This window comes from Streptomyces sp. NPDC016851, from assembly GCF_055562795.1.
The window spans coordinates 449,910-470,165 of sequence record NZ_JBVHEP010000003.1; the positions used below are offsets into that span (position 1 = coordinate 449,910).

Here is a 20,256-nt window from a genome sequence, read left to right on the forward strand (position 1 = left end):
CGCCTTCGGCGATGGCCCTGCGGGCCACCCTTGACCCAGGCCGTTCCAGCACGGGAGAGAAGCGAGCGAGCGGCCCGGAAAGGCGGGTGGCCAGGGGAGTCGGCCCCTTCGGTCGGCTGCGTGGCCGCTCGGCGACGAGGCGACGCGCTCACGCCTCGCCAGCACGCCGGGCGGGCTCAGCGGCGATCGGCGCGTGGGTGGTGCGGTGGCGCGCGTCAGCGGGGTGGCATACGTGACAGTCGGGCCCGCGCGGCCTCACATCCGGGATCTCAGCACGTCGACCTCACAGCCCGGCGCGAACGGATCGAAGCCGTGCTCGATCAGCCAGCGAACTGCCAGCAGGCTTCGCAACGACCACCACGCGTGGACCACGTCGAGGTCGATGTCGATGTCGGTGCCATAGCCGGCGATGACGTCGTCGAGGTGCTCCTCGTGTCCGAGCGTGAAGGTGGCGAGGTCGTACAGGGCATCCCCCTGGCCCGCCTCGGACCAGTCGATGATGCCGGTGACCTCGTCACCGTCGACGAAGACGTGCGCGATCTGCAGATCGCCGTGCGTGAACGCCGGAGTCCACGGCCGGAGCGCGGCCTCGGCGACCTGGCGGTTGCGGGTGACCAGGTCCACGGGCAGCACGCCGTTGGTCACGAGCAACTCGCACTCGTCGTCGAGTTCCGCCGCCAGCGCGACGATGCTCCGGCCGGCCCGGCCCTGCCGGGGCGGCAGCGGCGCGTCGTGCAGCTTCCGGATGGCGGCGCCCGCCGCGGCCCACGCCGCGGGCGACCCGGTCGACGGCCCGCCGAGGCGCCCAAGCGTCGTCCCCGGGAGTGCGGCGATCGCGAGCACGGACGGCTTGCGCCACAGGACCTCCGGGGTCGGGACCGGCGACAGGGACATCGCCTCGACCTCGACGTCGATGCGCGCCTGATCGGCGTCCACCTTCAAGAACACGTCGCCGACACGCAGAGTCGCGCGCTCGGAATGGGCGACGACGACTTCCACTCCATCCATGGGCGACCAGTATCCCGGGGATGTTCGCCGACGTCGCCGGGGTATCGCGTGCGATTGGAGCGGATGGGCCGAGGGCTGGCAGCAAGTCGCTGGTGGGGATGGGATCCGTGGCCCAATCGCGCCAATTACCCCTGCCGACGCCCCCGCGCCACCGCACCACCCACTCACCGATCGCCGCTAAGCCCACCCGGCGTGCTGGCGAGGCGCGAGCGCGTCACCTCATCGCCGAGCGGCCACACAGCCGACCGAAGGGGCCGACTCCCCTGGCCACCCGCCTTTCCGGGCCGCTCGCTCGCTTCTCTCCCGTGCTGGAACGGCCTGGGTCAAGGGTGGCCCGCAGGGCCATCGCCGAAGGCGACGCGAAGCGCCCTTGACGCAGGCCGTGGAAGCACGACACTGCCGAAGAAGCGGGCGGCCCCGACAGTGCGGCGAAATCATCCGGCTAGAAACCCACCTGTCCTGGACGCCCCTATCGCCGACACCTCCTGCGGGGTGCCCTCCCCCACCACCCGGCCCCCGCCGGCCCCGCCGACCGGCCCGAGGTCGATCAGCCAGTCCGACGCCCGCATGACATCGACGTTGTGCTCGATGGTGATGACGGAGTGCCCCGCGTCCACCAGCCGCTGGAGCACCTCCAACAGCCGCGCAGAGTCCGCCGCGTGCAGGCCTGTCGTCGGCTCGTCGAGGACGTAGAGCGTCCGGTCGGCCGCCCGGCGGCCCAGCTCCTTCGCCAGCTTCAGGCGCTGGGCCTCGCCCCCGGACAGCGTGGGCGCGGGCTGGCCCAGAGGGAGGTAGCCGAGGCCGACGTCCGCCATGCGCCGCAACCGGCCGGCCACCGCGGGCACGTCCCGGAACACTCCGAGCGCCTCGTCCACCGTCGCCGCCAGCACCTCGGCGATGTCGTACCCCTGGTAGCGCACCTCCAGCACCTCGGGCCGGAAGCGGCGGCCCTGGCAGGCCGGGCAGCGCACCTCCACGGCCGGGAGGAAGTGCATCCGTACGGTGAGCACGCCCGCGCCCTCACAGCGTTCGCAGCGTCCGCCGGGGACGTTGAAGGAGAACCGGCCCGCCGTCAGGCGTCCTTCGCTGCTCGCGGCGAAGACCTCCCGGATGGGGGTGAAGACGTCCGAGTACGTCGCGGCGTTGGAGCGCGGGACGCGGCTGATCGGCTCCTGGTCGATGAGGACCGCCTTGGACAGGTGCTCCCAGCCGTCGATGCCGTCGTGCTCGACCGGGAGATCCCCCGCCCCGTGGAAGTGGCGGCGGGCGGCCCGGCCCAGGATGTCCAGCAGCAGCGTCGACTTGCCCGAGCCGGACGGGCCCGTGACCGTCACCAGGCGGTTCAGCGGGATCCGTACGGTGACGTCCTTGAGGTTGTGGGCCCGGGCCCCGCGGATCACGAGCGCCGAGGCGCTGTCGCCGCGGTCTCGGGACGCGGGCGCGGGCAGCCGACCCGACAGATACGCGCCGGTCACCGAGCCTTCGGCCCCGGCCACCTCCTGCGGTGTCCCGGCCGCCACGATCCGGCCGCCGTCCCGGCCCGCCCCCGGGCCGACGTCCACCACGTGGTCCGCCGCCCGCAGCACGTCCAGGTCGTGCTCGACGACCAGCACGGTGTTGCCGAGGTCGCGCAGGCGGTGCAGGACGCCGATCAGGCGGGCGGTGTCCGAAGGGTGCAGGCCGATGGTCGGCTCGTCGAGGACGTAGAGCACGCCGGTCAGGCCGGAGCCGAGCAGGGCGGCCAGCCGCAGCCGCTGGGTCTCCCCGGCGGAGAGGCTCGGCGTGGACTGGTCCAGGCTGAGGTAGCCGACCCCGACGTCCACCAGGCGCCGTACCCGCTCCTCCAGGTCGGCGACGACCGGCTCGGCGAGCAGCCACTCGTCCCCGGCCGAGCCGTCCTTCAGGCCGGCCAGCCAGCCGTCGAGGTCGGTGAGCGGCAGGCGTGCCGCCTCGACGATCGTCAGTCCGCGCACGGTCACCGCCCGGCTCTCGGGCCGCAGCCGGGTGCCCTCGCACTGACCGCAGGGCTGCTTCACCAGGCCCTGTTTCTCGGCCCGTTCGCGGTACTCGGGGTCGTCGGCGCGCTCGGTGTAGCGCCGCAGCAGCGCGGTCGCGACCCCTTCGAAGCGGCCCGCCGCCACGGTCGTCGGCGCCTCGACGGCCGGGAAGTGCCGCTGGAACTCGGGGCTTTCGACGCCGTGCACCAGCAGGTCCCGCTGCGGTTCGCCCAGTTCGCCGACCGGGAGGTCCGGGTCGAAGGTGAAGCCGTAGTGGCGTGCGGCGGCCCGCAGCGCGGTGAGGTTCCACTCGGTGAGCTTCGGGTTCCAGCCCCGTACCGCGCCCTCGGCCAGTGAGCGGGAGCCGTCGACCAGGCGCCGCACGTCGGGGCGGATGACCTCGCCGAGGCCGGTGCAGTACGGGCAGGCGCCCGCGGGCTTGTTGAACGAGAAGGAGCCCATCACCAGCTCGGGCACGAGCGTGCCGCAGTGCGGGCAGGGGATCTGCTCGCCCTCGGCGTCGTCGTCGGCCGCGGTGGCCTCGGCGGCGTTGGCGTACGAGGGCGGGATGCTCTTGCCGCAGCCGGGGCAGGGGCGGGACCCGATCCGCGACCACAGCAGCCGCAGGTAGGTGAAGACCTCGGTGACCGTGCCGACCGTGGAGCGCGGGCTGCGGTTGGTGAGGTGCTGGTCGACGCTGATGGACGGGGACAGGCCGCTGATCGAGTCGACGGCGGGTTTGCTGACGAAGCCGGTGACCATGCCCAGCGACTCCAGGTACTGCCGCTGCCCCTCCTGGTGGAGGGTGTCGAAGGCGAGCGTGGACTTGCCGGAGCCGGACAGGCCGGTCAGGACGACCAGCTTGTTCTTCGGCAGGGAGAGGGAGACGTTCTTGAGGTTGTGGAGGCGGGCGCCGGTGACCCGGATGCTGTTGTCCATTCCTTCAAGTCTTCCATTGAAGTCCGGTGTTGAGACTTTTCGGGCATTGCAGCTGAGTTGTCTGCCGTAACCTTCAAATCGATGACCAACCAACGCCGTCTCCGTCCCGTCGACCTCGCCCGGCTGGCCGGTGTCTCGACGCAGCAGATCCGCAACTACGAGGACGCCGGAGTGCTGCCGCCCGCCGAGCGCACCGCGTCGGGCTACCGCGTCTTCACCGACATGCACCGCGGCGCGCTGCTGGCGTACCGGGCCCTGATGCGGGGGTACGGGCCGCTGACGGCGACACGGATCATGCGCGCCCTGCACGACGGCGACGTCCCGGGCGCGCTCGCCCTGGTCGACGCCGCGCACGCCGCCCTGCACGAGGAGCGGGTCTCCCTGCGGGCCGCGAGCGAGGCCCTGGAACTGCTGGCGGCCGAGCCGCCCGCCCCGCTGCCGCGCTCCGGCGGGCTGCGCATCGGGGAGGTCGCCGCACTGCTGGGCGTACGGACGTCCGCGCTGCGGGTGTGGGAGGAGGCCGGGCTGCTCACGCCGGGCCGCGAGCGCGGCACGGGATACCGCGTCTACGAACCCGCCGATGTGCGCGACGCCCGGCTCGTGCACACGCTGCGCCGCAGTCACTACCTGTTCGACCAGATCCGTCCGGTGCTGGAAGGGCTGCGCCGGGAGGGCAGCGGCGACGCCCTGCGGGCGGCGATCGCGGCGCGCGGGGCGGCCCTGACGGCCCGCACCCGGGGCATGGTCGAGGGCGCGGGCGCCCTCCACGCCTACCTGGACCGGCTCACCTCGGCCGCCGTCAACTGAGCACACCGCCCGGGCCGCGTATCGCCGTTCGAGAGGCCATCCGTTCCGTTGAAATCCGGCGACACCCCGTGTGGTCGGCAGCCGCCTCGCCATTGTCCTGATCGGGTCTGTCCAACTGCGAACGGAGACGCCCCGTGCGAACTACTGACATCCAGCGCTGCGAGGTCCGGCCTGGACGACTCGTCGAATGGACGCTCAGTCCGGCGACCGTCGCGACGGCGAAGGACCTGCCGGAGGACTCCAGGCCACCCGCGTACATCCAGGAGTCGCACCTGCGCACGGCACGGTCCGTGCGCGAGGACGGGCTGTTCGTGCCGACCTGGATCGGCGCCGCCTTCGACCTCCCCGGCCGGGCCGACCTGGACGCGCTGGGTGAGGCGCTGCGCGGCTGGACCCTGCGCCACGAGACGCTGCGCAGCGGCTTCCGCTGGTCGGGCGGCCCGGGCGGCCCGGGCGGCTCGGGCGACGAGCTCCGCCGGTTCACGCTCGATGCCGACGCGGTGTCCCTGCACCGCGAGGACGTCGGCGAGTTCACCGACGCCGCGGCCCTGACCGGGCACCTCCAGGACCGCTTCGACACCACGGCGGACGCACTGCGCTGGCCCAACCTCATCTACGCGGCGGTCGTCCGGGACGACAGCACCAGCGTCTACATGGCCTTCGACCACAGCAACGTCGACGCCTACTCGATCCACCGCATCCCCGGCGAGATCCACGAGTTGTACGAGTCCGCCGTCGCGGGCGGCGGCCCGGGGCCGGTTCCGGTGAGCAGTTACGTCGACTTCTGCGAGGCCGAGCGGGCGGACGCCGACCGCATCGACGCGGACCACGACATCGTCGCCCGCTGGCGGGAGTTCATCCGCCGCTGCGACGGGCGGCTGCCGAGCTTCCCCGTCGACCTGGGCCTGGACCCCGGGGGCGGGCTGCCCACGCAGAAGTTCATGCGCGAGATGCTCGTGGACGCGGACGACGCCGCCGCGTTCGAGGCGTACTGCCGCCCGTACGGAGGCAGTCTGGTCGGGCTGCTCGCGGCGACGGCCCTGATCGTGCACGAGATCGGCGGCGAGCCCGTCTACCGCACGGTCGTGCCGTTCCACACCCGCGTGAAGTCCCAGTGGTCGCAGTCGGTCGGCTGGTACGTGGGCGGGGCGCCGATCGAGATCCCCGCGTCCGGGGCGGTGGACTTCCCGACCGCCCTGCGCACCGTGCGCGGCGCCCTCCAGGCCAGCCGCAGGCTGGCCCGTGTCCCCCTGGCCCGCGTCCTGACCCTCCTCGGGGCGGACTTCCGCCCCACCTCCCCCGACCTCTACTCGATCGTCTCCTTCGTCGACTCCCGCGACATCCCCGGCTCCGGCGACTGGACGCGCCAGAAGGCCTACGGCCTGGTCCGCGTCTCGTACGGCGACCAGGTCTGCGCCTGGGTCACCCGGCTCCACGAGGGCCTGTGGTTCGCCAGCCGCTACCCGGACACCGACATCGCGCACAAGAACCTGCGGCTGTACGCCGAGCGGCTGCGGGACGTCATGACGGAGACGGCCGCCCGGTCCTAGGACCCCCTAGGGCCGGGTCACACGCCCGCGTAGGAGTGCTTGCCGGAGACGAAGATGTTCACGCCGTAGTAGTTGAACAGCCAGCAGCCGAAGGCGATCAGGGCCAGGTAGGCGGCCTTGCGGCCCTTCCAGCCGGCGGTGGCGCGGGCGTGCAGGTAGCAGGCGTAGGCGACCCAGGTGATGAAGGACCAGGTTTCCTTCGGGTCCCAGCCCCAGTAGCGGCCCCAGGCGTCACCGGCCCAGATGGCGCCCGCGATGATCGTGAACGTCCACAGCGGGAAGACGGCGGCGTTGACGCGGTAGGAGAACTTGTCGAGGGAGGCGGAGGAGGGCAGCCGCTCCAGGACGGACGTCGCGAACGTGCCGGGCGTGCCGCCGCTCGCGAGCTTGTTCTCGTAGGAGTCCTTGAAGAGGTACAGGATCGTGCCGACCGCGCCGACGTAGAAGACCGCGCCGCAGAAGATCGCCGTGGACACGTGGATGTACAGCCAGTACGAGTGCAGGGCCGGGACCAGCTGGTCGCTGGCGGTGTAGAGGACCGTCACCGCGAGGCCCAGGTCCAGCAGGACCGAGGTGATCAGGAACAGACCGAGCCAGCGCACGTCCTTCTTCAGCGCCAGCAGCCCGAGGTACACGCCGACGGCGACCGTGGAGAACGTGATGTTGAACTCGTACATGTTGCCCCACGGGGCCCGCTCCACCGACAGGGCGCGGGTCAGGACACCGCCGAACTCGATCAGGAAGGCGAGCACCGTGAGGGAGATGGCGATCCGGCCGTACAGGTCGCCCTGTTCGTCACCGCCGTGTGCCCCGGGCCCGTCCGGCACGTCCCGCTGACCGGTCGCGGCCCGCACGGTGACCTTGGGCCGCTCCAGGACGGCGGTGCCGCCGGCCTGGTTCACGGTGACGGCGGGCGCCTTCTTCCCGGCGGCCTCGGCCTTGTCGGCGGTGAGCGCGGCGGCGGTCCTGGCGACCTTGCTGCGGCTGCCGAAGAGCCATTCGGCGATGTACGCGAAGAACGCCAGGGTGTAGACGGCCATCGCGGAGTAGATCAGCACATTGCTGATGTTCGCGAGGTTTTCGTTGGTGGCGGCGGCGAGAGTCACTTCTCAGCCCCTTCGGCAGGTACGGGGGTTTCGGTACCCGGCTCCTGGTCGGTGTCGGGGGAATCTGCTGGGTCGTCGGGGCCGGGCGCGGCCGGTGTCCCGTCGTACGTCTCGTCGTACGTCTCGTCGTAGAGGATCCCGGCGAGGTCGCCGAGTTCCTCGGGGACCTTGGCGGACTCGCTGCGGCCGAGGCCGGCCATCTCCACGACGGTGACGCCGTCGGCGCCGCGGACCGCGCGCACCCAGACGCGGCGGCGCTGGATGAACAGGGAGGCGGCGAGGCCGCCGATGGCCACGAGGGCCCCGGCGAGGGCCCAGCCGCCGCCGGGCTCCTGGACGACCTGGAAGCCGGCCCACTCCTTGACGTCCTTGCCGACGGTGACCGAACCGGCGCCGTTCGGGAGCTTCATGGTCTCGCCGGGCTTCAGCAGCTTCTTGAACAGCTTGCCCTTGGAGTCCTTGAACTCCTTCATGTTGGTCTTGTCCATCTGGTACACGCTCTGCGGGATGCCGGAGTCGGCCCCCAGGTCGCCGTGGTAGGCGGACAGCGCGAGCACCGGGGAGTCCAGCGCGGGGAACTGCGACAGCATCGTGCCGCTGGCGGCGCCGCCGAAGGTCGGCACGAAGAACGCGTTGAAGCCGAGCTGTTCCTTCTTGCCCGCGGGGTTGCGGTAGCCGTCGAGGACCTTGATGGCGCCGGAGGAGGTGACGTTGGCGTCGAGCGGCAGCAGCGGTACGGCGTCGTCGTAGACGACGTTGCCCTTGCCGTCGCGGACGGTGATGACCGGGGCGTAGCCGTGGCTGACGAGGTAGACCTTGGCGTCGCCGATCTCCAGCGGGTGGTTGACCTTGACGGTGGTCTTCTCGTCCTTGCCGTAGGGACCGTCGCTGTAGGTGAGGTCGGCCTGGTAGACGCGGGGGGTGCCCTTGTTGGGGCCGGTGCGCTCGTAGGTGCCGATGAAGTTCTTCAGGTTGAAGCTGAACGGCACCAGGTCGTCGGAGGTGAAGAGGCTGCCGGACTTGAAGTCGTCGTACTGGGTGAGCGTGTTGGAGAAGCCGTCGCCCTCGACGACCAGCTTGTTGCCCTCGGACTTGTACAGCTGGCCCCAGGCGAAGGCGACCAGCAGCACGATGAGGGCGATGTGGAAGGCGAGGTTGCCCAGCTCGCGCAGGTAGCCCTTCTCGGCGGCGACGGCGTCACCGGCGAGGTGGGCGCGGAAGCGGCGCTTCTTCAGCAGGGCCAGGGCGGCGCTGTGGACCTGCTCGGGTTCGGCCGTGGTGCGCCAGGTGGTGTGGGCGGGCAGCCGGTTCAGCCGGCTGGGCGCGCGGGGCGGGCGGCCGCGCAGCTGGCCCACGAACTGCCAGGTGCGGGGGACGATGCAGCCGATGAGGGAGATGAACAGCAGGATGTAGACCGCGGAGAACCACACCGAGCTGTAGACGTGGAACAGGCCGAGCTTGTCGTAGACGTCCCCGAGGGTCGGGTTGGCCTTGCGGAAGTCGGCGACCTTCGTCTCGTCCTGGCCGGACTGCGGGATGAGCGAGCCGGGGATCGCGCCGAGGGAGAGCAGCAGGAGCAGCAGCAGCGCGACCCGCATGGAGGTCAGCTGCCGCCAGAACCAGCGGGCCCAGCCGATGACGCCCAGGGAGGGCAGGTTGGGCGCGTCCTCCGTGGGGGCGGTGGACAGCTGGGAGCCGGCGTCGCCCAGCTCCTGGGTTTCGGCGGCGGTCGGGGCCGGGTCGGAGGCGGTGGTCTTGCTCATCGATCAGATCCCCACAGTGAAGCCGTCGGACCAGACCTGCATCTCCTGCACGATGCGGTCCCAGGCGCCGGTCAGCAGCAGCAGACCGGTCACGATCATCATGGTGCCGCCGATCCGCATCACCCAGACGTAGTGGCGCTTGATCCACCCGAAGGCGCCGAGGGCCTTGCGGAAGGCGACCGCGGCGAGCACGAACGGCACGCCCAGGCCCAGACAGTACGCGACGGTGAGGGCGGCACCGCGTCCGGCGCTTCCCTGGTCGGAGGAGAGGGCCAGCACGGAGGCGAGGGTGGGGCCGATGCAGGGCGTCCAGCCGATCCCGAACAGCGCTCCGAGGAGGGGCGCGCCGACCAGCCCGGCCACCGGCTTGCGGTGGAGCCGGAACTCGCGCTGGGTGAACCAGGGCATCAGGCCCATGAAGAAGACGCCCATGAGGATCATGAGCACGCCGAGCACCTTGGACAGGACGTCCTTGTGCTCCTGGAGCGTGTCGCCGAAGTAACCGAACAGCGCGCCGGAGGAGACGAACACGGCGGTGAAGCCGAGCACGAACAGGGAGGCGCCCGCGACCATCCGGCCGCGCCGCGCCTCGGCGAGATCGGTGCCGGCGACCCCGGTGACGTAGGACAGATAGCCGGGCACGAGCGGCAGCACGCAGGGCGAGAAGAAGGAGACGAGTCCGCCGAGCAGGGCGATGGGCAGGGCCACCAACAGGGCGCCGTTGAGCACTGTGCCGTTGGGGTCCGCGACCGCGGCGAGGGTGAGCGCGCTCACGTCACTACTCCGCTCACTTCTCGGCGACGACCGGCTTGAGCATCTTCACTAGCCGTTCCTCACTGAGGGCGGACAGCGAGCGGGCCGCGATCTTCCCGTCCCGGTCGAGGATCAGGGTGGAGGGGATCGCCTGCGGGTTGAGGGTGCCCCTGTCGAAGCGCAGCAGCAGCTTGCCGGTCGGGTCGTAGAGGCTGGGGTAGGTGATGCCCCAGTCCTTCTCGAAGGCGAGCGCCGCGCCGGTGGAGGTGTCGCGGGTGTTGATGCCGACGAACTGCACGCCCTTGCCGGCGTACTCCTTGGAGACCTTCGCGAAGTACTTGGCCTCGGCGCGGCAGGGGTTGCACCAGGATCCCCACACGTTGAGGACGACGACCTTGCCCTTGTAGTCGGCGACGTCGAGGGTCTTGCCGGCGATGGTCTTGCCGGACAGGTCGGGAGCCGGGGTGCGCTCGCCCTGGGCGACCGTGGCGATGCCGTCGGTGCCGGTGACGAAGTTGGTGTTGCCGCCCCCGCCGGAGGTGCCGCCGGAGCCGCACGCGGTGACGAGCAGCGCAGCCACGGCGGCACCGGCGGTCAGGGCGGCGCGGCGGCGGACCCGGTTCGCGGGGGCCGTGCGGTTCGAGCGGTTCGAGCGCAGGGGGGCGCGGCTGGCGGCACTCATGTGAAAAGTTTCGCATGTCCGTTCCGGGGCTCTCGCCCACCCCCCTTGCGGGCGGAAAACCGCATATCAGGCGGCGTTTCGGGAGGGCGTACCGGCACCTCCCGGCGTCTTCTCGACGAATCCCTTCCACCCACCGGCCGGTTGCTGCCCGACCTCCAGCGTGCGGAACCTTTCGAGCACCTCGGGCTTCTGCACGTCCAGCCAGTCGACGAACTGCCGGAAGGAGACGAGGCGCACATCCGCGCCCTTCTCCTTCTCGCGCGCGATGTGCTTGAAGGCCTCCTCGACGGCGTCCATGTAGATGCCGCCGTTCCACTGCTCGAAGTGGTTGCCGATGAAGAGTGGCGCCCGATTCGTCTCGTATGCCCGCTTGAATCCCTGGATGTACGCCTGTGCCGACTGCTGCCGCCAGCCCGGGTAGTTGTGCGCCGGGGCCTTCGTGGAGTTGAGGGACTGGTTGGCGAGCATGTTGTAGTCCATCGACAGGACCTCGAAGCCACGCCCGGGGAAAGGTATCTGCTGCAGGGGCAGGTCCCATATGCCCTGGCGCTTGCGCGGCCAGACCTGCAGGCCGCCGGGCGAGGAGGCGTCGTAGCGCCAGCCCAGCTCGCGGGCGGTGGGCAGCAGGTTGTCCTGGCCGAGCAGACAGGGCGTACGGCCGCCGACGAGCTCCTTGTCGTAGTCGAACGGCAGTGACGGCATGTCGGTCCAGCCGGTGTTGGTGCGCCATTCCTTCACGAAGGACTTCGCCTGGTCGATCTCGCTGCGCCACTGCCGGGGCGTCCAGTTCTTGACCGAGCCGTAGGCCTCGCCGCAGAAGTGCCCGTTGAAGTGCGTGCCGATCTCGTGGCCCTCCAGCCAGGCCCGGCGGACGTTCTTCAGCGTCTCCTTGACGTGCTCGTCGGTGAGGTAACCGATGTCGGAGGCGCCGCGCGGGTTGTTCGGCGGGTCGTAGAGGCGCTTCTTCGACTCGGGCAGCAGATACAGCCCGGACAGGAAGAAGGTCATGCTCGCGCCGTGCTCCTTGGCGAGGTCCAGGAAGCGCGGGAAGAGTCCGTTGCCGACCTCGCCGGCGCCGTCCCAGGAGAACACCACGAACTGCGGCGGGGTCTGCCCCGGCTCCAGCGGCTCGGGCTTCGCGGGCTGGTGGGGCTGCTTGCCGGTGTAGGCGGTGGAGCCGTCGCCGATGGGCCGGGCGGCCGGCTTCGGCTTCGATCCGCCTTGTGCGGAGTCTCCGGAACCGTCGGCATGGCCGGAGTCATCTGACCCGGTGAGTCCGCCGCACCCGGCGAGCGAGACGGCGGCCGCGGCCCCCGCGCCGATTCCGAGCATTCCCCTGCGGGAGTAAGGGCGCATTGCATCCCCGTTCATCACGTTCTCTGGTGGTCAACCAGTCAGAGGACGTGACGAACGGGGAGGTTCCGTCGATATTTGCAGATTCCGTAACGAGGCCGTCAGAAGCGAACAGAAAGGATCTACGCGCCGAACGCCTTGGCCTTCCCCTTCACCGGCTTGGCACCGGCGAGGAGATGCGCCGGGACGAGATCGCGGGCCGGCTCGGTGTAGCCGACGGAAACGATCCTGTCGCCCCGGTACGTGAAGGTCGTCAGCGAGGCGAGCGTGCACTGCCGCTTGCGCGGATCGTGCCAGAGCCGCCGCCGCTCGACGTACGAGCGGACGATCCAGATCGGCAGCTGGTGGCTGACCACGACGGCCTCGTGGCCCCGGGCCCGGTCCTTCGCGGCGCTCAGCGCGTTCATCATCCGCACGACCTGGTCGACGTACGGCTCGCCCCAGGACGGCCGGAACGGATTGACCAGGTGCTTCCAGTTGCCGGGCCTGCGCAGCGCGCCGTCCCCGACGCCGAACGTCTTGCCCTGGAAGATGTTGCCGGCCTCGATCAGCCGCTCGTCGGTGGCGAGGTCGAGACCGTGCGCCTTGGCGATCGGCTCCGCCGTCTCCTGCGCCCGCTCCAGCGGCGAGGCCACGACGTACGTCACATCGCGGGTCGCGAGGTGCTCGGCGACCCGGTCGGCCATGCGCCGGCCCAGCTCGGAGAGGTGGTAGCCGGGCAGCCGCCCGTAGAGGATGCCGTCCGGGTTGGCGACCTCGCCGTGCCGCATGACGTGGACGACGGTGAGGTCGCTGCTCTTGTGGTCACTCATGCCGTGGCCTCCGCGGCGGCTCGGGCCGCAGCCGGGAGGGCGTCGGCGATCCGCTGCACGGCCCGCTCGTCGTGCGCGGTGGAGACGAACCAGGACTCGAAGGACGACGGCGGCAGGTAGACGCCGCTCGCGAGCAGCGAGTGGAAGAAGGCGGTGAAGCGGAAGGACTCCTGCGTCTTGGCGTCCTCGTAGTTGCGCACGGGTCGGTCGGTGAAGAACACGGAGAACATGTTGGAGGCGTTCTGCAGCGTGTGCGCGACGCCCTCCTTGGTCAGCGCCTCGGTGACGAGCCCCCGGATCTGCTGCGACACCGCGTCGACCTTGTCGTAGGCGGCGTCGTCGAGGAGGCGCAGCTGGGCGAGCCCGGCCGCGGTGGCGACGGGGTTCCCGGAGAGGGTGCCGGCCTGGTAGACGGGCCCGGCCGGAGCGAGATGAGCCATCACATCCGCACGCCCGCCGAAGGCCGCGGCCGGGAAGCCGCCACCCATGACCTTGCCGAAGGTCATCAGGTCGGGCCGGACCCCGTCGACCCCGTACCACCCGGCACGGCTGGTCCGGAACCCGGTCATGACCTCGTCGGAGATGTACAGGGCGCCGTTCTCGGCGCAGAGGTCCTTCAGGCCCTGGTTGAAGCCGTCCGCGGGCGGGACGACGCCCATGTTGCCCGGGGAGGCCTCGGTGATCACGCAGGCGATCTCGCCGGGGTGGGCGGCGAAGGCGGCGCGCACGGCGTCGAGGTCGTTGTACGGCAGGACGATGGTGTCGCCGGCCTGGGCGCCGGTGACGCCGGGGGTGTCGGGCAGCGCGAAGGTCGCGACGCCGCTGCCCGCGGCGGCGAGCAGCGAGTCGACGTGCCCGTGGTAGCACCCGGCGAACTTGACCACCTTGCTGCGCTGCGTGAACCCGCGGGCGAGCCGGATCGCGGACATGGTCGCCTCGGTCCCGCTGGACACGAGCCGCACCTGCTCGACCGGCTCCACCCGGGCGACGATCTCCTCGGCGAGCGCGACCTCGCCCTCACCGGGCGTGCCGAAGGACGTCCCGCGGGCGACGGCGTCCTGCACGGCGGCGATGACCTCGGGGTGCGAGTGCCCGAGGATCATGGGCCCCCAGGAGCACACGAGGTCGACGTACTCCCGCCCGTCGGCATCGGTCAGATACGGCCCCTTGCCGGACACCATGAACCGCGGTGTGCCGCCGACGGCGCGGAAGGCCCGCACCGGCGAGTTCACGCCGCCGGGTGTGACGGCCGCCGCACGGTCGAACAGAGCCTGCGAGGCCGGTGCTTCATACGGATATGCCAGTTCGCTCATGACCTGCGACTTCTCCGACCTTCTCCGACGCCGTCGGGATCCGGGTGCGTGTGACCTGTTCAGGGTAGGACAGTGCCCTGCAACCGGTCCCCGAACCTCTGTCGTCTGCGAGACTGGGGCGTGATACACACAGCTCAAACGGCCCGGAGTGGTCGGAGGCTGCGAAGATCCCGCGGGCAGATGTTTCAGCGCACGTTTCGGCGAGCGGCCGCGGGGGAGGTCACTGACACGATGATCGGGTTGCGCGGCGGGGGCGACGCGTCCTAGAAAAGCAGTCGGGTGGAGATATGCATCGCGGTGGCGGACTGGGCGAGGGGACTGATGACCTGGGTCCTCGACGTGCCCGGCGGGGAAGGCACCGGCGCGAAGCGGAGGACACGCAGGAAGCACGTCAGACGCAGGGGCTGCCGAGTGAACCGGACCGGCTCGACCGCCGTACTGAACGCCGAATGGACGATCTTCGGACGGGGAGCAGGAATGGTGGTCGGGTGGGGGTGACGTACAAGTACTTCGGCGCGCCCGACGGCGCGACCGCGGCCCGCGTCCCGATCTCGATGCGCCCCGAGGAACTCGGCGGCGACGAGCTCGGCATGAACGGCATGTTCACGAAGATCAAGCCGGAGACCATGGCGGCGATGGTCCTCACGGGCATCGAGGGCATTCCCCTGCACAAGGTGCCGCCCCTGGAACTGGTCGTCCTGCACCCCGACTACGCGGTCGTGAAACTCCCGATGACCGTCGTCGACCCCCTGCGGGGCATCGGCGAGGAGTCGGTGGGCGCGGCGGCCTTCATCTGGTCGACGGTCCCGGACCGGGGCGGCCCTCGGGACGCGTTCAACGTGTACCAGCTGCTGCACGAGTGGCAGGACTTCTCGCATCGGTTGCATGAGGCGGGGCATCAGCCGTATTGCTTGGTTTGGCCCTGAGCTGGGGTTTCGGTGGTTTCGGGCGGGGTTTTCGGACCCCGCCTTTGTCATGTGCTGAGAGGGGACGTCAGGTCGATCGCGCACCGCGACCAGTCCAACTGCCCGCGGGCGCCGAGCGTCCAGGACCATGCGGTGGGGCTTGCCCCACACCCTGGCCTGGCCCCACTAGGTGAACCGACGGTGTGCGGTCCGTCCGGACGGACCGAAGACCGGCGGCAGTCGCCGCCAGGTACAGCCCGTCGTGGCCACGCATACGATCGCAGCCAGCACTTCGCGATCACCGCACCGCGGTCGACCACCGCCCTGCGGGCGCACCGGAGCAGCCGGGACCACCCGCTGAAACAACTACCACCCGTCCGGAACCAGACGTCCCACTCACGACATCACGACGGGACAGCCTAGTGATCAAGTCAGTTGAGACGACCGCTAAAGCGGCGCTCAGCAGCGGTGCCGCTGACAGGATCAACCCTCGTCTTGCCCTGCTCCGGGCTCTCTGGATGTATGGTCCTCAACGACGCCAGCGCTCAGTTCGTGTCGGACCTGCCGCCACGCGCGGATGATTTGTGGCAGCCTCGAGAGCACTTCGCTGATCTGCGCCAGCAGTAGCGTGACGCAGCCGAACGCGGCGAGGATGACGAGGGTCACTTCGTCCCACTTCACCGGGGGGCCTCTACCTTCTGCTGGGTCGCCTCGCGGCGCTCGGGCATCTGCAGAACCGGGCGACCGAACCGGACGTGGACGTGGTCACCGGCAACACGCCTGACGACACTAGGGAAACCGACCTGCGCGGGCGAAGGACGCCATTCGCCGTTCCAGCTTCCCGAACGGTTGCCGGTGATGACGACTTTGGCAACGGTGGTCAGATGGTGTGCCTGGTATGTGCGCGGTTCTTGGAACTCATCGAGCCGGCGTCCCGGCAAAGCTCTGCGCTGCTGTTCTGAGCATGTAGCACGCCTGAGCTCACTCACGAACGGAACAGGGATGCGGGCCAGCAATTCACTGGTACTTCTGGACATGTCGATACCTCGCGCCGCCCCGGCTGGCACTTCAGGTCACATACCTGGTGACCACTAATGCGAGTATGCGGAGTTGAGTGAAACTACGCCCATGTGCGGCTTCCTCGGGTGCCGGGGCCCGCAGGAAAACGCCGCCCACCGACTCTCCGCGAGCCGGACGTAATGAAGGTATGCCCTGGTGCGAGGGCTTTCCCGAGCCCGACCGTTAGCGGACGGGCAGGCCGGGTGGCGTATTAGCCGAGTAGGGCCTGGCGGGAAATCCAGTCGAGGGCGTCTGCCCCCAGCCGGTCGGGCGCTTCGAGCAATGCGGCTTTTGCCGCCGCGAGATCTGTCAGCGCCTCGGGAGCGTCCGACCTGTCCAGCACGGCGAGACGCTCCATTGCTGAGGAGACGGCGCCGGGCCAGCCCGGCATACCGAAGTGGGTAGGAACCTTGAACGCAGCCGAAGTGGCTCTGTGCAGCAACCCCGCGCGCCAGCCCTGTTCGCGCATCACTTCCGTGGTGAACCAGACCCGGTCGTCGACATGCTGGACAAACTCCGCCACGGGTTCGGACACCGTCCGAAGCGCGAAGCGCGAACCGCCGGCCCACGGAAGATCCACGTCCGAGGCGACGGCCACGAACGCGAGCAGCATCTCGGGCCCGTCGTCCCGTGCGGCCAGCAGCGCGGCGCGAGCCCTGCGGTATAGATCGATACTCTGCGCGAAGATCTCACCGTCACTTGGCCCGTCGTCGGCCGCGTGGATCATGTCCAGCGGCCCCTCGCGCCAGGCGTCGGCCACCAGCCCGACCGCTGCCGCGCTTACAAGGGCATCCGTATCCTCGGCGTCGATACCGAAGTGCGCCAGGACAGCTGGGGCCTGCTCCTCAATGCCCGGAAGCGGCAAGTGCTTCTCCTCGGCCTCGGTCCTTCCCAAGAGAGCCTTGAGCCGAGGCGACAGAGGTTCGGGCTCCGGCTGCTCCACGGTGATTCCTTGCTTCGCCAGATCCTCGAAGACGGCGTCCGGTCCGCAGTCGATGTGAGAGGAGTCATGGCGTCCCGAGCAGCCTTCCGGGCATCCGATCTCCTCGCACATCTCCGGTTCCTCAGGCTGCGCCTCGTTGATGAGGTGATAGGCGAGCCGCTCCGCCACCGCCTCCCGTGCTGTGATCATCGCCAGGTCGAGCCGGAACGCCTCGTCCTTCAGATCTGAGTCTTCGCGCTCCTCAGAGGTGGGTGGCTCCGGCGCCTCCGGGATCCAGGCGTACGCCGACTCCAGCGAGACCAGCAGCCAGGCCACCCGCAGCGGCTCGGTGTCACCGTCCCGGGCCAGCCCGGCCACGGCCTCCGCGGCCTGCCGCGCGCTGTCGAGCCGGGCGAGATGCCGCTCACGCACCGGCAGCCAGGCTGCGAACTCCGTTCGAGCCCGCTCGGCGTTCTGGGTCAGCGCGGCGTCACGGGCCCGCCGCGCCCGCGCGACCAACCGGGTTAGACAGGGACGGCAGCCGAACAGTCCCGACTCGGGAGTCGGCCCGAGCGGTACGGGCGGCCGATCTTCAAAGGGCTTGTCGCAGAGGCAGCAATCCAGCGCCCCCACCTGGCGGGAGGTAGGGACAGTCGGCAGTGCGGACCGGATCACGGCATAGGCATAGTTAGGGATGTGCACGGGGCAACTCCTGTAGAAACGGCGCCAGTTCGCTCACGACGCTGTCTCCATGCTCGGGGCCCTCTCCGATTACTTGTCACCGTTTGACGCCGGGACAGGGAAGTTGGCGCAATCTGGCATGTGGCACTCTGCCTGCGCCTTTTACGCTCTTGGCGCTATCTGGCGGACATACGGGCCGCCACCTGAAAGGCCGAAAGGATCTGTCGTTTCATGACGCCCAACACCGCCTCTCTTCCGAACGAAGCCCACCAAGAGCTGGTACGCGCCCTCGAAGAGCTCCACCGGGCGGCGGGCCGCCCCGGCATGCGAAAGGTAAGCGCCCTGATCGCTGAGGGCGACCACCCGGCGGTCGTCAGCCATGAGGGAGTCCGTACGACCCTAAAGGGACTGAATGTCCCGCGCTGGGAGACCGTGCAGTCGATCGTGGCGGTGCTCGCCGCCGCCTGCGTCGATCCACCTCGAGACCCGACGGCCGAGGTGGCGCGTTTCCTGCCCCTATGGCGCGCAGTGCGGGAGGGAGAACCGGGTGGCATGAAGTCCGCCCGGGAACTGGCGCTGTCACAGGGGTGGGGCACGGATGACGGGCAGTGGACCGCTGAGGCGGTGGTCGGCATGATGATCAACCCGTTCAATGCCATTGAGATCGCCCCCTCGCTCGCGGTGCCGCACGAGCCTGTGATTTCAGAGGACGAATGGGTGCAGGTCGGTGTCCGCCTCATCGAGGAGAACGGTGCCGAGTTTGCTCTACGCGCCCTCTTACGAACCCTGAAGGGCGACTACCTGGGCGCCGAGGAGGGCAGCCCCTTCGGCTACCACTATCCGGACCAAGAAGCGGTCGAGATGCATACGGCCTTCCGCTATGGCTGCGACCGGATACTCCAGCGCCTGGCGGTCGAGCCGAACCTCCTTCAGCGGTCGATCAGCGCCATGCATGCTGACGAGACCATGGATCGTGAGGACCGTATCGAGATGCTGCGCGCCGAATCGGACATGTCCTTGATGCGGGAGGTCATGACCGCGACGCCGGAGACCTGGCATGAACTCTCCGAGGAGGCCCACCATCAGATCTTTGGCTATCTCATCAAGGAGATCGGCCCGGTGGGCAGGTTCGGGCTTCCGCCGGATCAACGGTTCCGCATCACCTGGCGCATCCCCGAGCCACCGACGGCGTAGCTTCGTCGTGGAGCCCCTTCCGTTGCTCAAGCCAGCGGCCGCCTCGTGAAGCAAAAACAAGCGTTGGCTCCACGCCCTAATACTCCAGCTGTAGTTCGTGATCTTCATGTCTGGGTTGCGGCTTGTCGGCGGTAGTGGCTGCTCTGTGATCGTGCCTGGTGGCGGCGTCGCCAGTGGGACCAGCTGAGTCGGTGGGCGAGGTCGTTCAGCGGTCGGACGGTGACCGCGAGAAACAGGTGCTGGATCTCGATGCATGTCAGCGGGGCCAGATCGTCCGGTCCGGCGTGGCGTGCGTGTTCGTCTGCGCGGACGACAGTGAGGAAGGCGTGAGCGAGCATGGCGAGGGTGACCCAACGGCTCCAGGACGGGTAGCGGCGGACCTGGTGTTCATCGAGTCCGGCCAGGCCCTTCTCGGTCTGGAAGGTCTCCTCCACCCGCCATCTGGATCCGGCCGTTCGGACCAGGGTGTGCAACGGGACTGGCCCGGTGGAATGGCAGCGGTAGTAGGCAAGTTCGCCGGTAGTGCGGTTGCGTCGGATCAGCAGGTGACGGTGGCCCGGTGCCGGATCGGTGAGGTCGATGACGGCCCAGTCGTAGTAGCGGTGTCCCTTCGCGCCGCGTCCGGCGGATAGTTTCTGCCAGGCCCGCTTCGGGAGTTTCCCGGCCAGCGTGTCGGCGCGGAACTTTCCCGCGCCGGTGAGCACTTCGGCTGAACAGGCCACCGCGAGGACGTAGCCCAGACCGCGCTTTTCCAGGGCCGCCCTCAGCTTCGGATTGGAGCCGTAGACCTCGTCGTCGGTGCGGGCCGGCTCCGGCTTGGTCGCGAACACCGTGTCCTCGCTCAGCCCGGCCGCCCGGCAACGATCCGGGTCTGAGGTCCACGAGCGCGGGACGTACAACTCCCGGTCCACCGTCGCGTGCCCTCGCTCGCCCGCATAGACAAGATAGACGGCGACCTGGGAGTTCTCGATCCAGCCGGCAGTGCCGGTGTACTGGCGTTGGACACCGACGGTGCGGGTGCCCTTCTTCACGTCGCCGGTCTCGTCCATGACCAGCACTGCCGCATCGTCACGGAGATGCTCGACGACATACTCGCGCACATCGTCACGCACAGCATCGGCGTCCCAGGACGCCCGGCACAGCAGATGCTGCATGCCATGCGGAGTCTTCTCCCCGGCCCACTCCGCAATCGTCCAGCAGTTTTTGCGCGGCAGCTCTGACAGCAGCCCCATTACCAATCGCCGGGCCCGCAGCCGGGGTTCGACCCGGGCGAACCGGCCCGAGATACGGCCCATGGCCCCCTCGAACGCCTTCCGCCAACGGCCGGGATCTATGCTGTGAGCCGCGGCCACCGTCTCTTCGTCAGTCCACACAACTCACGATGATCAACGGTGGCCTTACCCGTCTCAACA

16 protein-coding genes and 1 pseudogene are annotated in these 20,256 nt (G+C 69.6%); 4 read left to right on the forward strand and 13 right to left on the reverse strand.

Annotated elements, in window-relative coordinates; genetic code table 11:
• Positions 1-255 precede the first annotated feature (255 nt).
• Positions 256-1,008 carry a phosphotransferase family protein gene (locus tag ACZ3I3_RS07475; protein WP_467363283.1) on the reverse strand — a complete coding sequence of 251 codons (753 nt, stop codon included), beginning with the start codon at positions 1,006-1,008 and terminating at the stop codon, positions 256-258.
• A 434-nt stretch (positions 1,009-1,442) separates the two neighbouring features.
• Positions 1,443-3,944 carry an excinuclease ABC subunit UvrA gene (gene uvrA, locus ACZ3I3_RS07480; RefSeq protein WP_467363284.1) on the reverse strand — a complete coding sequence of 834 codons (2,502 nt, stop codon included), beginning with the start codon at positions 3,942-3,944 and terminating at the stop codon, positions 1,443-1,445.
• Between the two features lie 81 nt (positions 3,945-4,025).
• Between uvrA and ACZ3I3_RS07485 the strand changes: the two genes are divergently transcribed.
• Both ACZ3I3_RS07485 and ACZ3I3_RS07490 read left to right on the forward strand, forming a co-directional pair.
• Positions 4,026-4,751 carry a MerR family transcriptional regulator gene (locus ACZ3I3_RS07485; RefSeq protein WP_467363286.1) on the forward strand — a complete coding sequence of 242 codons (726 nt, stop codon included), beginning with the start codon at positions 4,026-4,028 and terminating at the stop codon, positions 4,749-4,751.
• Between the two features lie 134 nt (positions 4,752-4,885).
• Entirely contained in the window at positions 4,886-6,301 is a 1,416-nt protein-coding gene (locus ACZ3I3_RS07490; RefSeq protein WP_467363288.1) for a condensation domain-containing protein, read from the forward strand.
• Positions 6,302-6,318: 17 nt separating this feature from the next.
• Here the strand turns inward: ACZ3I3_RS07490 and ccsB are convergent, their stop codons facing one another.
• From ccsB to hemL, 7 genes are all read right to left on the reverse strand, one after another.
• On the reverse strand, positions 6,319-7,407 hold the full coding sequence (gene ccsB / locus ACZ3I3_RS07495) for a c-type cytochrome biogenesis protein CcsB (RefSeq protein ID WP_467363289.1): 1,089 nt from the start codon (positions 7,405-7,407) through the stop codon (positions 6,319-6,321).
• Positions 7,404-9,170, reverse strand: a complete 1,767-nt coding sequence (gene resB, locus ACZ3I3_RS07500; protein ID WP_467363290.1) for a cytochrome c biogenesis protein ResB — start codon at positions 9,168-9,170, stop codon at positions 7,404-7,406. The genes ccsB and resB overlap by 4 nt, the downstream gene beginning before the upstream one ends.
• Before the next feature lie 3 nt (positions 9,171-9,173).
• Positions 9,174-9,944 (reverse strand): cytochrome c biogenesis CcdA family protein, encoded by a 771-nt coding sequence (locus ACZ3I3_RS07505; protein WP_150482384.1) that lies wholly within the window; start codon positions 9,942-9,944, stop codon positions 9,174-9,176.
• Positions 9,945-9,957: 13 nt separating this feature from the next.
• A complete protein-coding gene (locus ACZ3I3_RS07510; RefSeq protein ID WP_467363291.1) occupies positions 9,958-10,605 on the reverse strand; it encodes a TlpA family protein disulfide reductase in 648 nt (215 codons plus the stop codon).
• Between the two features lie 66 nt (positions 10,606-10,671).
• A complete protein-coding gene (locus tag ACZ3I3_RS07515; RefSeq protein ID WP_467363292.1) occupies positions 10,672-11,961 on the reverse strand; it encodes a polysaccharide deacetylase family protein in 1,290 nt (429 codons plus the stop codon).
• A 119-nt stretch (positions 11,962-12,080) separates the two neighbouring features.
• Complete coding sequence (locus tag ACZ3I3_RS07520) at positions 12,081-12,770, reverse strand: histidine phosphatase family protein (RefSeq protein WP_467363293.1); 690 nt, start codon at positions 12,768-12,770, stop codon at positions 12,081-12,083.
• The gene (gene hemL / locus ACZ3I3_RS07525; RefSeq protein WP_467363295.1) at positions 12,767-14,083 is read right to left on the reverse strand and encodes a glutamate-1-semialdehyde 2,1-aminomutase; all 1,317 of its coding nucleotides are present in this window, start codon (positions 14,081-14,083) and stop codon (positions 12,767-12,769) included. The genes ACZ3I3_RS07520 and hemL overlap by 4 nt, the downstream gene beginning before the upstream one ends.
• A 287-nt stretch (positions 14,084-14,370) precedes the next feature.
• On the opposite strand from hemL, the gene ACZ3I3_RS07530 reads away from it, so the two are divergent.
• Positions 14,371-15,009 (forward strand): hypothetical protein, encoded by a 639-nt coding sequence (locus tag ACZ3I3_RS07530; RefSeq protein WP_356925313.1) that lies wholly within the window; start codon positions 14,371-14,373, stop codon positions 15,007-15,009.
• Between the two features lie 62 nt (positions 15,010-15,071).
• Here ACZ3I3_RS07530 and ACZ3I3_RS07535 read toward each other — a convergent pair.
• From ACZ3I3_RS07535 to ACZ3I3_RS07545, 3 genes and pseudogenes are all read right to left on the reverse strand, one after another.
• Positions 15,072-15,354 (reverse strand): annotated as a pseudogene (locus ACZ3I3_RS07535) (transposase); the annotation flags it as partial.
• A 311-nt stretch (positions 15,355-15,665) separates the two neighbouring features.
• The gene (locus ACZ3I3_RS07540; RefSeq protein ID WP_467363297.1) at positions 15,666-16,025 is read right to left on the reverse strand and encodes a hypothetical protein; all 360 of its coding nucleotides are present in this window, start codon (positions 16,023-16,025) and stop codon (positions 15,666-15,668) included.
• 233 nt (positions 16,026-16,258) lie between these two features.
• Positions 16,259-17,671: a hypothetical protein gene (locus ACZ3I3_RS07545; RefSeq protein ID WP_467363298.1), complete on the reverse strand. Its 1,413-nt coding sequence runs from the start codon at positions 17,669-17,671 to the stop codon at positions 16,259-16,261.
• 210 nt (positions 17,672-17,881) lie between these two features.
• Between ACZ3I3_RS07545 and ACZ3I3_RS07550 the strand changes: the two genes are divergently transcribed.
• Positions 17,882-18,844 (forward strand): hypothetical protein, encoded by a 963-nt coding sequence (locus ACZ3I3_RS07550; RefSeq protein ID WP_467363299.1) that lies wholly within the window; start codon positions 17,882-17,884, stop codon positions 18,842-18,844.
• A 104-nt stretch (positions 18,845-18,948) separates the two neighbouring features.
• On the opposite strand, the gene ACZ3I3_RS07555 is transcribed toward ACZ3I3_RS07550, so the two are convergent.
• Positions 18,949-20,139: an IS701 family transposase gene (locus ACZ3I3_RS07555; protein WP_467363301.1), complete on the reverse strand. Its 1,191-nt coding sequence runs from the start codon at positions 20,137-20,139 to the stop codon at positions 18,949-18,951.
• Positions 20,140-20,256 lie beyond the last annotated feature (117 nt).

Coding starts and splice junctions, on each gene's coding strand:
- ACZ3I3_RS07475 (WP_467363283.1), bottom strand. CDS start 1,008: ATGGATGGAGTGGAAGTCGTCGTCGCCCATTCCGAGCGCGCGACTCTG.
- uvrA (WP_467363284.1), bottom strand. CDS start 3,944: ATGGACAACAGCATCCGGGTCACCGGCGCCCGCCTCCACAACCTCAAG.
- ACZ3I3_RS07485 (WP_467363286.1), top strand. CDS start 4,026: ATGACCAACCAACGCCGTCTCCGTCCCGTCGACCTCGCCCGGCTGGCC.
- resB (WP_467363290.1), bottom strand. CDS start 9,170: ATGAGCAAGACCACCGCCTCCGACCCGGCCCCGACCGCCGCCGAAACC.
- ACZ3I3_RS07510 (WP_467363291.1), bottom strand. CDS start 10,605: ATGAGTGCCGCCAGCCGCGCCCCCCTGCGCTCGAACCGCTCGAACCGC.
- ACZ3I3_RS07515 (WP_467363292.1), bottom strand. CDS start 11,961: ATGCGCCCTTACTCCCGCAGGGGAATGCTCGGAATCGGCGCGGGGGCC.
- ACZ3I3_RS07520 (WP_467363293.1), bottom strand. CDS start 12,770: ATGAGTGACCACAAGAGCAGCGACCTCACCGTCGTCCACGTCATGCGG.
- hemL (WP_467363295.1), bottom strand. CDS start 14,083: ATGAGCGAACTGGCATATCCGTATGAAGCACCGGCCTCGCAGGCTCTG.
- ACZ3I3_RS07530 (WP_356925313.1), top strand. CDS start 14,371: ATGCATCGCGGTGGCGGACTGGGCGAGGGGACTGATGACCTGGGTCCT.
- ACZ3I3_RS07540 (WP_467363297.1), bottom strand. CDS start 16,025: ATGTCCAGAAGTACCAGTGAATTGCTGGCCCGCATCCCTGTTCCGTTC.
- ACZ3I3_RS07550 (WP_467363299.1), top strand. CDS start 17,882: ATGACGCCCAACACCGCCTCTCTTCCGAACGAAGCCCACCAAGAGCTG.
- ACZ3I3_RS07555 (WP_467363301.1), bottom strand. CDS start 20,139: ATGGGCCGTATCTCGGGCCGGTTCGCCCGGGTCGAACCCCGGCTGCGG.